This window comes from Ensifer sp. ENS06 (assembly GCF_014852205.1).
Classification (GTDB): Bacteria; Pseudomonadota; Alphaproteobacteria; order Rhizobiales; family Rhizobiaceae; genus Ensifer; species Ensifer adhaerens.
This window is the reverse complement of sequence record NZ_JACVBC010000009.1, coordinates 74,467-88,921: the sequence shown is the minus strand read 5'-3', so window position 1 is coordinate 88,921 and position 14,455 is coordinate 74,467. Positions and strand designations below refer to the sequence as shown.

General features: G+C 62.9%; 13 protein-coding genes. 2 read left to right on the top strand and 11 right to left on the bottom strand.

All coding sequences use genetic code 11. The features are described 5' to 3' along the window. Positions 1–25: 25 nt before the first annotated feature. From IB279_RS25970 to IB279_RS25955, 4 genes are all read right to left on the bottom strand, one after another. On the bottom strand, positions 26–1,084 hold the full coding sequence (locus IB279_RS25970) for an ABC transporter ATP-binding protein (protein ID WP_112975457.1): 1,059 nt from the start codon (positions 1,082–1,084) through the stop codon (positions 26–28). A gap of 2 nt (positions 1,085–1,086) precedes the next feature. Continuing rightward, on the bottom strand, positions 1,087–1,875 hold the full coding sequence (locus tag IB279_RS25965; RefSeq protein WP_113188105.1) for an ABC transporter permease: 789 nt from the start codon (positions 1,873–1,875) through the stop codon (positions 1,087–1,089). Next, positions 1,872–2,756: an ABC transporter permease subunit gene (locus tag IB279_RS25960; protein WP_060520830.1), complete on the bottom strand. Its 885-nt coding sequence runs from the start codon at positions 2,754–2,756 to the stop codon at positions 1,872–1,874. Before IB279_RS25960 ends, IB279_RS25965 begins: the two co-directional genes overlap by 4 nt. 79 nt (positions 2,757–2,835) lie before the next feature. Continuing rightward, positions 2,836–3,954, bottom strand: coding sequence for an ABC transporter substrate-binding protein (locus IB279_RS25955; RefSeq protein WP_060529978.1), 1,119 nt, complete (start codon positions 3,952–3,954; stop codon positions 2,836–2,838). A gap of 227 nt (positions 3,955–4,181) precedes the next feature. On the opposite strand from IB279_RS25955, the gene IB279_RS25950 reads away from it, so the two are divergent. Then, positions 4,182–5,693 carry a PLP-dependent aminotransferase family protein gene (locus tag IB279_RS25950; RefSeq protein ID WP_162741202.1) on the top strand — a complete coding sequence of 504 codons (1,512 nt, stop codon included), beginning with the start codon at positions 4,182–4,184 and terminating at the stop codon, positions 5,691–5,693. 115 nt (positions 5,694–5,808) lie between these two features. Here IB279_RS25950 and betA read toward each other — a convergent pair whose 3' ends face one another. From betA to speB, 7 genes are all read right to left on the bottom strand, one after another. Continuing rightward, positions 5,809–7,494 carry a choline dehydrogenase gene (betA, locus tag IB279_RS25945; RefSeq protein WP_112772681.1) on the bottom strand — a complete coding sequence of 562 codons (1,686 nt, stop codon included), beginning with the start codon at positions 7,492–7,494 and terminating at the stop codon, positions 5,809–5,811. 18 nt (positions 7,495–7,512) lie between these two features. Then, the gene (locus IB279_RS25940; RefSeq protein ID WP_060605019.1) at positions 7,513–8,976 is read right to left on the bottom strand and encodes a cytosine permease; all 1,464 of its coding nucleotides are present in this window, start codon (positions 8,974–8,976) and stop codon (positions 7,513–7,515) included. A 1-nt stretch (position 8,977) separates the two neighbouring features. After that, a complete protein-coding gene (locus tag IB279_RS25935; protein ID WP_089046047.1) occupies positions 8,978–9,148 on the bottom strand; it encodes a hypothetical protein in 171 nt (56 codons plus the stop codon). A 102-nt stretch (positions 9,149–9,250) separates the two neighbouring features. After that, positions 9,251–10,141 (bottom strand): polysaccharide deacetylase, encoded by an 891-nt coding sequence (locus tag IB279_RS25930; RefSeq protein ID WP_113188110.1) that lies wholly within the window; start codon positions 10,139–10,141, stop codon positions 9,251–9,253. Continuing rightward, positions 10,138–10,875 carry an SDR family NAD(P)-dependent oxidoreductase gene (locus tag IB279_RS25925; protein ID WP_112772678.1) on the bottom strand — a complete coding sequence of 246 codons (738 nt, stop codon included), beginning with the start codon at positions 10,873–10,875 and terminating at the stop codon, positions 10,138–10,140. Before IB279_RS25925 ends, IB279_RS25930 begins: the two co-directional genes overlap by 4 nt. Next, positions 10,872–11,654, bottom strand: a complete 783-nt coding sequence (locus IB279_RS25920; protein ID WP_112772677.1) for an SDR family NAD(P)-dependent oxidoreductase — start codon at positions 11,652–11,654, stop codon at positions 10,872–10,874. Before IB279_RS25920 ends, IB279_RS25925 begins: the two co-directional genes overlap by 4 nt. A 4-nt stretch (positions 11,655–11,658) precedes the next feature. Beyond that, positions 11,659–12,630: an agmatinase gene (speB, locus tag IB279_RS25915; protein ID WP_113188112.1), complete on the bottom strand. Its 972-nt coding sequence runs from the start codon at positions 12,628–12,630 to the stop codon at positions 11,659–11,661. A gap of 92 nt (positions 12,631–12,722) precedes the next feature. On the opposite strand from speB, the gene IB279_RS25910 reads away from it, so the two are divergent. Beyond that, positions 12,723–13,652: a LysR family transcriptional regulator gene (locus tag IB279_RS25910; protein ID WP_192339965.1), complete on the top strand. Its 930-nt coding sequence runs from the start codon at positions 12,723–12,725 to the stop codon at positions 13,650–13,652. Positions 13,653–14,455 lie beyond the last annotated feature (803 nt).

The window sequence follows — 14,455 nt, the reverse complement described above, 5'->3', positions numbered from 1 at the left end:
AGGCGACTTCAAAGCTGAGGGAACATCAGGCGGCAAGCACCAGAAGATCGCGATGCGGCAGGCTGACCTCTACGGTGGTGCCAACCGAGGGCGGCGGCCTGTCGGGCTGGTTGAACGTATCGAGCGAAACGAACTGGCCCGCGACCGCCACTTTGATGCGGATCACTGAACCGAGAAAATGCACTGCTGCAATTTCGCCGGAAAGGACGACGCGATCGCAGTCGCTGCGCCCCAGTTCGACCGATTCTGGACGCATCGCCAGGCTGATGCGCTCGCCGGGCCGACCTTCAAGCGGCTGGTCCAGCGCCACCGGTACACCACCAAGCCGCACCTTGCCGGTGGTCGCATCCAACACGTCGGCGTCGAGAAGATTGAGCGTACCGACGAATTGCGCAACGAAGCGCGTCGCCGGCCGGTTGTAGATCTCGAACGGCGTGCCGACCTGGTCGGCGACGCCCTGGTGCATGACCACGACGCGATCCGAAATGGACAGCGCCTCCTCCTGGTCATGCGTCACGAAAATGGCGGTGATGCCGAGATCGCGCTGGATCCGGCGGATCTCGTCACGCAGGCTAATGCGGACCTTCGCATCCAGAGCCGATAGCGGCTCATCGAGCAGCAGCACTTGCGGGCGCGGCGCCAGGGCGCGCGCAAGCGCCACACGCTGCTGCTGGCCGCCGGAGAGCTGGAAGGGATAGCGCCCCTCGAGTTGAGGCAGGCCAATCAGATCCAGCATTTCACCGACGCGCCGTGCAATGGCCGCCTTGCCCTCACCCGCGACCTTGAGGCCGAAGCCTATGTTTTCCGCCACCGTCAAATTTGGGAAAAGTGCATAGGACTGGAACACCATGCCGATGTTGCGCCGGTTGGCGGCAAGCCCCGTCACCTCCCGTCCGTCGATGCGGATCGCGCCTGATGTCGGCGTCTCGAAGCCGGCGACCATGCGCAAAACCGTGGTCTTGCCGCAGCCAGACGGGCCGAGGAAGGAGACGAACTCCCCTTTTTCGATGTCGAGGTTGAAATCCTTGACGACACGGGTCGGGCCAAAGGATTTTTCCAGGTGATGGATATCTAGAAAAGCCATGGTCAACGCCTCACGGTGGAGAATTTGGAGAAACGGGTGACAAGCTGGATCAGGGCCATACAGGCCCAGGTGATGGCGAAAGCGACAACGGCGAGCGCCGAGGGTTCGTAGGCGCGGTTGCCACCCATCCAGACCATGTAAGGGCCGAACGAGCCGACGTTGAGCAAGGCGGCAAAGACATATTCGCCGATGACGATCGCGAAGGTCAGGAAGGCGCCGGATAGCACCGAGACAAAGACGTTTGGCAGGATGACGACGGCAAGGATCCGCGTCCAGCCGGACCCCAGGCTCTGGGCCGCCTCCGTCATGCTGCCGACATCGATGGTGCGCAGGCCCGTGTCGACGGAGCGATACATGTAGGGCAGCGACAGTGTCGCATAGCCGAACAGAATGAGGAGATTGGTACCCCACCAGCTTCCTGTGAGCGGCAGGACCGAGGATGTATTGTAGATGCGGATGTAGCCGAAGACGATGACGATCGGCGGAATGACCAGTGGCAGCAGCGTCAGGAACTCGACGACCGGGCGCAACCCGGGAAACCGCAACCGGACAAAATAGGCCGTCGGCACGATGAGCAGGATTCCAAGAACGATCGTGAGCAAGGCCAGAACGACGGAGTAGCCGAAGGTTTGCTGGAACTGCGGATCGGCCAGCACGACGCGGTAAGCTTCGAAGCTGTAGCCATCGCGCTGCATGCGCATGGAGAAGTCAACCATGCCGACGAGCGGAAGGAGGAAATAGAGCCCACCCAAAGCGACGGCGAGCCAGGACCAGAGACGCCTTTCCCTCATTTGACCCACCTTTCCGCGCGCATGCGCAGGAGGATATAGATTGCGTTGGCAATGGCGGTGAGAAGGATCATGGCAAAGGCGATCGCATAACCCAGATGCGGATCATTGAGCACGTCACCGCGGATCTGGGCGAACAGGACGATCGGCGCGATCGAGAGCGATGAGCCGGTCAGCGCAATGGCGGTCGCAACCGCTCCAAAGGCATTGGCGAAAAGCAAAGCCAGCGTGCCGAGAAGCGAGGGCCAGAGCACTGGCAACGCCACCAGGCGCCAGTACTGAAAACCGTTGGCGCCGAGACTTTCGGCCGCCTCTCGCCATTCGCGGCGCAGCCCCTCCAGTGCCGGCGTGATGATCAGCACCATCAGCGGGATCTGAAAATAGAGGTAGGTAAGCGCCAGTCCGAGGAAGGAGACGATGTTGAAGCCGGCGCCATAAAGATTGATGCCGAACCAGTGGCGCAGCAGCATCGTCACGAAACCAAGGCGGCCGAGGGTTGCGATGAAGGCGAAGGCGAGCGGCACGCCGGCGAAATTCGAAGCGACGCCTGAGAAGGTCAGGATCGCATTGCGAAGGGGTCGCGGAAGGCCGCCGAGCGTGATGGCAGCGGCAATGAGGAAGCCGAACAGACACCCGAGCGCCGCTGTCAGCAGGCTGAGCTCGATCGAGATCCAGAAGGCCGATCGTATGGATGGCGCAAGAAGCTTGCCGAGGTTCTCCAGCGTCATCTGTCCCTCAGCGTTGCGGAACGCGCCGAGCACGATGTTGAGCGTGGGCAGGATGAGGAACAGCGTGGCGAAGACGAAGAAGGGGGCGACCCCGAACCAGCTGAGAACCTGTCGTGGCCGGAAGACGGCCGGCAGGGATGCGACGCTTGTCGTCATCGGATTTGTCCCTGGGAAAATTGCGCCAAAGGGGGCGAGAGGCTTCACGACCGGTGAAACTTCTCTCTCAAGCGGAGGATTACTTCACGTTGGCGCCGACCACCTTGTCCCAACCCTCGACGATCGCCGTCTTGTTGGCGGAAAGCTCGTCGACCGTCGGGAAGATCGCCTTTTCATAGGCTTCGGCAGGCGGCAGCTTGTCGAGCAGCTCCTGCGGGAACTTGCCAGCCTTCAACATGGCATTGAAGCGCGCCGGGTGGCAGTAGCCCTTCAGCCAACCGGTCTGGCCTTCGTCGGAATAGAGATATTCCATCCAGAGCTTGGCGGCGTTCGGGTGTGGCGCGTAGGCCGAGATTGCCTGAACATAGACCCCGGCGACCACACCGCTTGCCGGTACGACGACGTCCATCGGCGGGTTGCCCTTCAACGCGTCACGCCAGGCCAACAGATTGTAGTCCCAGGCGGCGACGATCGGGGTCTGCCCCTGCGCGATCGTGCCGGCCTTGCCGAGCACAGGCACGAAATTGCCGGATTTGTTCAGTTCCGCAAAGAGCTCCAGGCCCTTGCCGCCCGATTCCGTTCCAGGCTTGGCGCCCCGCGAGATGCCTGCCGACATCAGCGCCAGGATGGCCTGTGCCGAAGACCGTGGATCGCCGGTGAGTGCGACAGCCCCGGAGTACTCCGACTTCGACAGATCCGACCAGTCGGCCGGTACAGTATCAAGCAGGTCCTTGTTCACACCGAAGGCCATGACGCCGTAGTAGTCGCCGTACCAATAGCCTTGCTCGTCCTTGATGTTTTGAGGAATTTCGTCCCAGGTCGCCACCTTGTAGGGTTGAAGGAGGCCCTCCTTGGCGGCAGCCGGCGCAAAAGCCAGGCCAAGATCGACGACGTCAGGCGCCTGCGAACCTGTGTTGCCCTTGTTCGCGCGGATGGCTTCGAGCTCGTCGGCGGTACCGGCGTCGGGGTTCAGTTCGTTGACTTCGATGCCCGGATACTTCGCCTTGAAGCCGGCAATGACGTCTCCGTAGTTGCACCAGTCGTGCGGAAGCGCAATGACGGTCAACATGCCTTCCTTCGTTGCGGCAGCGACCAGCTCTTGCGATGCCTCAGCCTGGGCAAGACCCGGCAGGGCCGCCGCCAGGGCGAGTGTGGAGACGAAGGCGCGACTGGTTGCACGCGATAGAAGCTTGTTCATGAATTCCTCCTGTTGACCGTCGACGACGGATCGTGGGCGATGGCTGCTTTTTGTCCTTGCATCCGGTCGTCGGCACCGCCGCCTTTCCCGGTTCCCCCGCACCTTGTCTGCGTCCTGCGAAGGGATGCATCGGTGCGTTTTCGTGTAGGGACAGGATGTAACAATTGGACGACGAAGAAACGTCCATTATGATGCATTCTACTGTACCAATTTTTGGAGGCGCACCGGTGGTCAAACAGCTTGAAGGGCCAATCCTGCCTTTCCTTCGCCTCGACGCGACAGTCGCCCTGCCGAAATTCCGCCAGGTGCAGGACCAATTGCGCATGGCGATCCTGAAAGGGCACCTGCGCGCCGGAACACGGCTCCCTGCAAGCCGAATCCTTGCCGAGGAGTTGGGCCTGTCGCGCCAGACGCTGCTGCGTGTGCTCGATAACTTGAAGGCGGAGGGCTATCTGGAGGCACGACAGGGTGCCGGTACTTTCGTCTCGGCCGCCTTGCCGCGCCAACCGGCAAAGCCGCTGTCGAGGCCGACCCGCCACGACGTCGCCGACCGCGCCCCGCCGCGGCTATCGCGAATTGGCGACTTGTCATGCCGGATGTCGGCCGATATCGGCCAAATGGAAGACAGGCCTTTCCTCCCCAACCGTCCGGCGCTCGACCGGTTTCCCTTCGCTGTGTGGAGGAAATGCTGGAACGCCGTGACGCGCGGCGGCAAGGCCGTGGCCATGGGCTATGGCGACGTCGCGGGCGAACTGGTGCTTCGCCAGAGGATCGCCGAATATCTGGCCCTGCACCGGCGCGACCCTTGCGATCCCGATCAGATCGTCATCACGCCCGGGGGGCACGCCGCCTTCACGCTTTCGGCTTTGGCGCTTGCCGATCCTGGCGACGGGATCTGGTTCGAAGATCCGGGGCCGGTGACCACCAGCAACCTGTTTCGCACGCTTGGGCTGCAGCTGTGTCCGGCCGATGTCGATGCAGACGGCATGGATGTCGAGGCTGCGATGGCCCGCTATCCCGACGCGCGCCTCGCCTTCGTGATGCCGTCGCGCCACCACCCGCTCGGCATCACCTTATCGCTGCCACGCCGGCTTGCCCTGCTCGAATGGGCGCGGGCGAGCGACGCCTGGATCATCGAGGATGACTACGACAGCGAATTCCGCTACGACGGCGCGCCTTTGCCTTCGATGCGCTCCATCGACAGCGACGACCGGGTGATCTACGCGGGCAGTTTCAGCAAGGCGCTCTATCCGGGCATCCGCGTCGGCTTTCTCGTCCTGCCACCCCAACTCGTCGGAACATTTCGCACGCTCTCGGGGCTGATCAACCGTAGCGTCCCGGTGGAAACCCAGCTCGCACTCGCCGAGTTTATCGGCGGCGGTCACTTTGCCAGCCATCTGCGCCGGATGCGCGGCCTTTACACCGAGCGCCGCGAGGCTTTCATGTTAGCCGGACGGGATGCGCTTGCCGGACTTGCCCGCATCGACTGCTCCGAAAGCGGGCTCAATGCACTCGCCTGGCTGGAGGGCGGCCGGGAAGACCGGGCCTCCCACCGCGCCGTGCTCGATGCGGGACTGCAATGCTATCCCCTGTCCGACTACACGATCGCGACACCTCAGCCGGCTGCGCTCATTCTGGGCTATGCCGGCGTTCCGGCGGATCGAATGAGGCCTCTTCTTTTCCGGCTGGCCGATGCGATCGCCCGATCGCAAGGCCGCATCGGGCGATCAGGCGATTGAGGAGCCTTTCGACCGCCATGGCCCAATCCTCCGGGTCCTCGTCATCGCCGCGAAGCCGCCGGGCGACCACGTAACCGATACCGCGCAACAGACGCACCGCCCTTTCCAAGGATCATTATTGCCGGACGGCGCGAAGCGGCTTTCCGCTGCGCTGGGTGACGCCAACGCCGGGGGCGACGCCGACTGCGGCGTTGGAAGCCGCAAGCAGTGGCTTGCCGCGCACCATGTCGGAGGCGCGTTCCGCCAGCATGATGGTCGGCGCATTGAGGTTGGCGTTGGGCTCTGACGGAAAGACGGAACTGTCGATCACCCTCAGCCCGTTGATGCCGCGGACCTTGAGCTCGCTGTCGACGACTGCCATGCCGTCCTCACCCATGCGGCAGGAGCCGCAAGGATGGTAAGTGCTTTCCATTGTCTCGCGCACCCAGGCGTCGATCTCGTCATTGCTTCGAACATCCTTGCCCGGCGCCATTTCCTCGCCGCGAAAGCGGTCGAAGGCCGGCTGGGCGATGATTTCGCGCGTCAGCCGCAGGCAGCGGCGGAAGCCCTCGCGGTCCTCCTCGCGGTCGAGATAATTGAAAAGGATGTCCGGTTGCTCATGGGCTTCCGGAGAGCGTAGCCGGACATAGCCGCGGCTCTTCGGCTTGTTCGGACCGGTCAGCACCATGAAACCGTGGCCGTCGAGCGGCTTCTTGCCGTCGTAGCGCATGGCGGCCGGCAGAAAGTGGAACTGGATATCCGGCCATTGCAGCGACGCGTCGGAGCGAATGAAGCCGCCGCTTTCGAAGTGGTTGGAGACCGAAAGCCCCTTCTTGAACAAGAGCCATTCGGCCCCGATCAAAGCCTTGCTGAAGAGCCCCATCTTGCCGTTGAGCGTGATCGGCTCCTTGCAGGCATACTGGATGTAGACCTCGGAATGATCCTGCAGGTTCTCGCCGACCCCTGGCAGATCGTGCAGCACGGGAACACCGGCCTTCTGCAGCACGGCGGCTGGCCCGATACCGGAGCGCTGCAACAGGTGCGGCGATCCGATCGGTCCGGAGGAAATCAGCACCTCGCGGTTGGCGCGCGCGACATGACGCTCGCCGCCGAGCTCGTACTCGACGCCAACGGCGCGCTTGCCTTCGACAAGCACGCGCCGCGTCATCGCATGGGTGATGACCGTGAGGTTCGGCCTCCCCATCGCCGGCTTCAGATAGGCGTTGGCCGTCGACCAGCGCACGCCGTCCTTGACGGTCATGTGCATCGGCCCGAAGCCCTCCTGCATGTGCCCGTTCGGGTCGTCTGTGGTGATGTAACCCGCCTCGCGGCCGGCATCGACGAAGGCGCCGTAGAGCGGGTTCTTCATCCCGTTGCCGGCATTGGTCGCAAGCGGACCTGAGGCGCCGCGATAGCTGTCGCCTCCGTCCTGCCAGCTTTCGGCGCGCTGGAAATAAGGCAGGCAGTTGGCGTAGCGCCAGCCGCGCGCACCCAGTTCCTCCCACTCGTCGAAGTCGCTGGCGTGGCCGCGCATGTAGACGAGCCCGTTGATCGAGGACGAGCCGCCGATGACCTTGCCGCGCGGGCAATGCACGCGCCGGCCGTCGAGACCGGGCTCCGGCAGGGTCATGTATTTCCAATTGTACTTCGTTCCGTTCATCGGGATCGAAAGCGCCGTCGGCATCTGGATGAAGATCGACTTGTCGCTGCCGCCGAATTCAAGAACCAGCACCCTGGTCGACGGGTCCTCCGAAAGGCGGTTGGCGAGCACGCAGCCGGCCGATCCTGCGCCGATGATGATGTAGTCGTAGGTGTCGCTCATGGCGGTCTTCTCCAGGCGTTACGGGTATTGGCCCCAACCACGGCCACGGGCAAAAAGCCGCGTGAGCACGTAGTGGGTGGCGCCTGCGGCAAGGCAGGACGGCACGGAGGCGGTCAGGTATTTGAAGGCCGGCAGGCTTGCCAGCGTCTGCGGATTGAAGACGGCGACATAGACGATGAAGCCGACCGCAAGGGCAAAGAGCCCGATGGGGTTGAAGCCCGCCCAGAACCGATAGGGTCCGTTTTCCTGCGGTCCGTGCAGGCTGCGCATGTCGAGCTTCTGGCCACGCAGGAAGAAGTAGTCGGCGATCCCGATACCGGCGAGCGCGGAATTCAGCGCCGAAGTCCAGACGAGGAAGATGAAGAAGCCGTCATACATCTGCGGGTAGAAGACCACGAGCCCGAACGGGATGAGGCAGAAGAGGAACAGGATTGCGCCCCAGGAAATGGCGCGAACCGATGCGGTTCCGACCTGCCTGAGGCCGACGATCGACGTGTAGAGGATGTTTGCCATCGAGGTCATGTTGGCGAAGGCGACGAAAAGCAGCGCGACGATGCCGATCATCGGACCGGCGATCTTCGTCATCCAGATCGTCGGATCGCTTTCGCCGAGTGCGACTGCTGCAAGCAGGCCGACAATTTCGCCGAGTGCTGCCGCCCCGAAGATACCGAGAACATTGGGCCAGAAGGCGGTGCGCTCGTTCTTCGTCAGCCGCGCCAGATTGCCGATATAAGGCCACCAGGAGAAGCCGGCTGCCAGATTGACCTCGACCGCGACGATGAAGTTCAGCGTCTTGTCCTCGAAAGGCGGCGCAAGGGCCGGCAAGGCCAGAAGCTCGCCGATCGAATGATGGCTGAGGATGAGGTAGAGCATCGCCACCATCAAGAGGACCAGTGCCGGCGACACGACCATGTTGAAGAACTTGATCGAGGTCGGCCCCTTGGCGACGATGAACCAGGTGAGCAGGATTGCGCCGATCGCGGCGATGATCATCTTCGCGCCCGTCGGATTGGCGGCCTCACCGGCGCTCAGCGCCATCAGCCCGTCGATCGAGCGACCGAACATCATCGCGAGAACCGCAAGCCACCCCATGGTGAGAATGACGACGGCGAGCACATAGACGACGCGACTGCCGTTGTAACCAAATTGGCTGCGCAGCGCCACGAACTGCTCGACGCCGTAGCGGCCGGTCATGGTGGTGGTGGCAAGCGCCGTCAGCACGACGCCGACGATGTTGCCGATGATAATGGCGGCGATGCCCTCCTTCGGACCGACGAAGAGGCCGACAGAGCCGCCGATCAGAAAGGCCCAGGTGGCAATCGCCAGTGCCGAATTGGCATAGGTGAACTCCCAGAAGCCCCAGAGCCGTTCAGACGGCAAGAGGGGCGCATCGCCGCGCTCGGCGGCAGCACGATTGCGGGCGGCCTCTTCCTGTTCCGTCTTCAAAGTGGAGAGATGTTCGAGTGCGACATGATCGGTCATCTCAAGCCCCCCAGAGCCAGAAGCCGACGACCAGCACGAGCGTCAATACCGTCATGCCGGTGTAGTCGAGCGCAGTCATCGTGCCCTCGAAGCGGTCGCCCGCCTCGATATCTTCATAGATGCGGGCGCGCCGCGCCAGTTCGCTCTGCCAGGCGATATCGTTGTTTTCCATCGTCGTTCCCCTTTTCGCGTCGCGCCTTCTGGCGTCTTTCCGCGAAGTCCATTGCGGCTCCATCAGCCGCCGATCTTCGGAAGCGGATAAACCCGCTGCCGGCTACCGAACCGTGACGGGCTCGGAATAGAAGGGCAGTCGGTCAATCCTCGGCGACCAGCTGCCGGTTTCGACAACACGCCGCACATGGGCGGCAATCTCCTCCATCGGCGCGAACCAGACGTCACCACGCGTGAGAACCTGTTCGAGGAAGCGATGCACCACCTCCCAGCGGGCAAGCCGGCCGGTGGCAAAGGGATGCACGACCGGTACCCAGAGCGCGCCGTGGCGATAGGCCGCCTCGAACTCCTGCGAAAAGGCGGCAAAGCCCTGCTCCGGCGCGCGGATTGGCATCATGTAGTCGAGGTCCATCGACTGGACATATTGCGGCCAATCGTCGAGGCCCCAGTGCGACGGCAGCTCGACGAGGGTGCCGGCGTCGCATTCAAGCAGATAGGGAATGTCGTCACCCATCAACGAGGCGTCGTAGGCAAAGCCCCGCGACACCAGGAGGTCAGCGGACCGGTGGGAAAAGTTGTAAAGCGGCGCCCGCCAGCCACGCGGTCGCTTGCCGCTGGCCTTCACGATCACCTCGATGCCGCGGTCGAGCCAGTGCGCCTCTTGCTCGTCCGAAAGTTCGCGGGGGTGCTCGTGCAGGAAGCCGTGATGCGCCAGCTCGTGGCCGCCTTCCAGAATGGCCTCGATCGCCTGCGGATATTGCTCGATGCACCAGGCCGGCACGAAGAAGGTCTGCTTGATGCCCAGTTGCCGATAGCTCTCGACAATGCGCGGGATCGCGAGCTTCGGCCCGTATTGCAGCATCGAGATCGCCGATACGCGGCTGTGGCCATCCTTTGGATGGGCGATATGGACGAGGCTGTCGGCATCCATGTCGAAGGTGATGGAGGCGGCGCATTTGGCGCCGTTCGGCCAGGGAATGGGATTGGCGATCATGGCATGATGCTCCCGCCGTTGCTGCCGATCCCCTGGCCGGTGAAGTAGCGTCCGCCGGAGCCGGCGAGAAACCGTGCGAGTTCGGCGATCTCCTCGGGCTTGCCGAAGCGCGCAAGCGGTATCGCCAGTTCCCTGGCACGCCATTCGGCGCTCATGTTCGCCGCCCCAAGCATCTCGGTATCGATCGGACCGGGGCAGATCGCATTGACCAGCACGCGCGGCGCAAATTCCTTTGCCCAGGAACGCACCAGACCGAGCACGCCGTGCTTGGACGCGACATAGGGCGAAAAGGTCTCGCGGCCGTAATAGGCCATGTCGGAGGCAATCATGATGAGCCGCGCGGGCTCCTCAGCCGTTCCCCCCATCAGCCCCAATGCCATCTTGCCGACGAGGAAGCTGCCACGCAGGTTGATGGCGATGACCCGGTCGAAATCCGCAACGGGCGTTTCAAGCAAGGGCGCTTCATGAATGACGCCGGCGCAGTGGACGACGATATCCAGTCCGCCGAACGTCCGTTGCACCACCTCGCCGATGGCGGCGACCGAACCTTCGTCTGAGACATCGCAGGCAAGCGTCAGGGTTTCCGTAGCCCCTGCCTGTACAGCCGAAATCGCCGTCTCGTCCGGTTTGCGAATATCGGCAAGCGCAACCCGAGCTCCTGTCGCTGCGAACGCCAGGGCGCAAGCAGCCCCAATACCGCGATAGGCGCCGGTGACAAGAACGCGCGCACTCATGCCATCACCTCGCCGCGGTCGAGCATCAGCGCCTGGCCCGTCATGTCCCTTGCGCCATCGGAAGCGAGGAAGAGATAGGGTGCAGCGAGGTCTTCCGGTTCCAGGAGGCCCGGCAGGACCTGGGCTCCCACGATCTCGTCCAGCAGGTCCTGCTCGCTGCGCCCGGTGCGCAGCGACATGTTCTTCAGCGACAGCATCGCCGCCTCGGTGCGCACCCAGCCGGGGCAGACGGCATTGACGCGAATGCCTCGTCCCCCAAGTTCCTTGGCCATCACCCGGGTGAAACCAAGATTGGCGTGCTTGGAGGCGATATAGGCGGAGAACTCCGGCACCGCGACACGGCTCCAGATCGACGCGGTGACGACGATGCGGCCCCCCTCGCGCATGTGCGGCAGCGCATGGCGGGTCACATAAAAGGTGCCGTTGGTGTTGATATCGGTGATGCGTCGGAACGTGTCTTCTACGCTATCGTCTTCGTCGGTCACCGGCGTAATGCGCTCGAGCCCGGCATTGTTGACGAGGACATCGATGCGACCAAGCGGCGAAAGCGTTGCCTTAACGGCAGCACTGTCGGTGATATCGCATTCGAGGGCCGCGATCCTGCGGCCGAAGCGTTCAGACATCTCGCGGGCGGCCTCGTAAATTCCACGGCCGGAGGAAAGAATGGTGACCTGTGCCCCGGCGGCGGCAAAACCTTCCGCGACCGCGCGGCCGATGCCGCGGCTGGCGCCCGTCACCAGCACGTGTTCGCCGGAAAAATCGTAAGCGATACGACCCATGGTCTCAGCCTCTTTTGGCGTGCATGACGCGGCCGATGAGGTTCATCAGCACCTGGGCGGCGAGGATCGAGGTCGAGCCTGAGTGGTCGTAATCCGGCGCAACCTCGACCAGGTCGATGCCGACGATGGTGCCGCGCCTGGCGAGTATCGAGAGGATCTCCAGCACCTCGTAATAGATGAAGCCGCCATGGGACGGCGTGCCGGTGCCCGGCGCAATCGAGGGATCGAAGCCGTCGATATCGATCGTGACGTAGTAGCGGGCTCCGGCCGGCACGCGCGAAGCAACCTTCTCCGTGCCGAGCGCGCGGATCTGGCGCACGGACAGGATATCCGAGCCCATTGACCGCGCATTCTCGTAGCCTTCCTTGGCCGTCGAGGAAACGTTGCGGATGCCGAACTGCGAGAGCCCGGAGACATAGGGCTTCTCGGCGGCCCGGCGCATGGGATTGCCGTGGCCGTAGCGAACCCCGTGCCGCTCGTCGACGAAGTCGAGATGCGCGTCGATCTGGACGATATGGATCGGGCCGTGTTCAGCACAGTCGTCTTCAAACGCGTTGATGCAGGGGATGTTGACCGAATGGTCACCGCCGAGCACCACCGGAAGCGCGCCGGCGGCCAGGATCTTGCGCACGCCGAATTCGATGTTGGCATGGCTCTTCATCGTGTCGGTGTGGACGATGTCGGCGTCACCGATATCGACGATCGAAACCTTGTCGCTCGGCAGGTAGGTGACGTCGTCCTCGTGATCGTAGGCGCCCCCATGGCCGAAGGAAAACAGCGTCGATGCCTCGCGGATGGCTCGCGGCCCGAAGCGGGTGCCGGCGCGCCATTGCGTACCGCAGTCAAACGGCGCGCCGAGGATCGCCACATCCGCATCGATCGCATCCCAGTCCGGCTGGTAGGGATATTTGCCGAAGGTGCAGATGCCGACGAACGGCAGGTTCAGCCGCCCGGTTTCATAGGAATTACCCGCCATGTCTCTCCTCCTCAGGATGAAGGGAGTGTGTGGAAGGTCGATACGCTTAAAAATATCTATGATTGGATGTTTAGTTGTGACTTAATCAATGAATGATCAACAAGGTTCGCCATCGCATCCTCAATCTGTCGCTCGGCGATGCAGAGTTGAGATTGTTGCGTGTCTTTGCCTCCGTCGTGCAGCATGGGGGGTTTTCCGCCGCGCAATCATCACTCGGGATGACGCAGGCGACCATCTCCACCCATATGCGCCACCTTGAGGAGCGGCTGGGCTTACGCCTCTGCAGCCGCGGGCGCAGCGGTTTCCTTCTGACCGACGAGGGACGCCTCGTTTATGAGGCGACGCTGGATCTTTTCGGCTCGCTGGAAAAGTTCCAGAGCCGTGTCGGCGAAGCGCAAGGGGAACTGATCGGCAGCCTGACCTTCGGCACTGTCGACGCGATGATTACCAACCGGGATCTCGATCTCCAGGGGGCGCTCGCTGCCTTCCACCGACAGGCGCCGCGTGTGCATCTGGAGATCGACGTCGCCGCGCCGCAGGTGCTGCATCAGGGCCTTCTAAATGGTGGTTATCAGATCGTACTGATGCCGACAGTCGGCAGCGCGACGCCGCATTTGCGCACGCAGCCCGTTTTTTCCGAGGTGCAGAAACTCTATTGCGCGCAGGGTCACCCGCTATTCGACCTGCCCGACGATGCGCTCACCGACGCAGTTCTGGAAGCGCAGTCTTTTGCTGGTCGCACCTACATGCTTACCGAGACGATCTGTGGGGTAAACTTCCACTGGGCGGCGGCCACGCCGCACATGGAGGGCACGCTGCTATTGCTCCTCTCCGGCGCCTATATCGGCTTCTTGCCCGACCACTACGCCGACGAATGGGTACGTAACGGTCGCCTGCGGCTGCTCGCCCCCGAGCGCATGACGTTCGAGGACATGTTCCACATCGCCCATCCCCGCAGCAAGCCCTCGCGTGCCGCCGAGACGCTTGCCCAGGCGATCCTCGCAAGCGCGCGCCCCGGCTAGACTCGATGGCGATTTCGGGGTGATCCTCGACACGCGGATTGGATGTGTCGGACGACTCAATCGTGGTAACGATCTGTTCGGTGAACTGCGGCAACGCCCATAGCGAACCTGAATCAGCCGGCGGCACCTTTCCGCTAGCGCCCTCGGCATGATCATGTACCCGACGCGCAGGGATTGCAGCAGCGTCATGCTGAAGGCGCCGATATAGATGACCTGGCTGGCCTGATCGAGCGCTTTCAGCGGTGGAATCGGACCGCCCCGATAGCGAAACTCGCTGCCCAGATCGTCCTCGATGATCAGCGCCTCGTGGTCGGAATGTCGGACATAATGCAGTCATGCAGGTAATCGGCGAAGGTGTCGCCATTCTGTCGGACAGCGCAACGGTCGCCATGGCGGTGCCAAGAGCAATGGCGGCATCCATCGGTATAACCCCGCACGCAAACTCGACGGCATGCCAGCTTGCTGCATTCGATGAAGGCGAGCGCATTGCCCATAAGCTGACGACGCGCTCTACAGTTCGAGGCTCGGCGTGCCGGCCGGACCGGGCGAGCGAACGTATGACAGAACGCTTTCGCGCGCTATTGCCCGAGCCATGCGGCACAACCTGCTTGAGCAGCACTCGAAGCTGACGCTCCGGGGTTTCGATTCCATCTGGCAGGGCAATCACAGACGGCTCACGCCCCATAAGCGGGTAGGACGGGATGCGTTCTCCCGCCCGCCTCAGGCAAATTTCTGATCGATGGCTCGAAAGCCGAAGAGGGCTTTCCTCGTTGTTTGGTATTGGACACGATGTTGTCCACGGC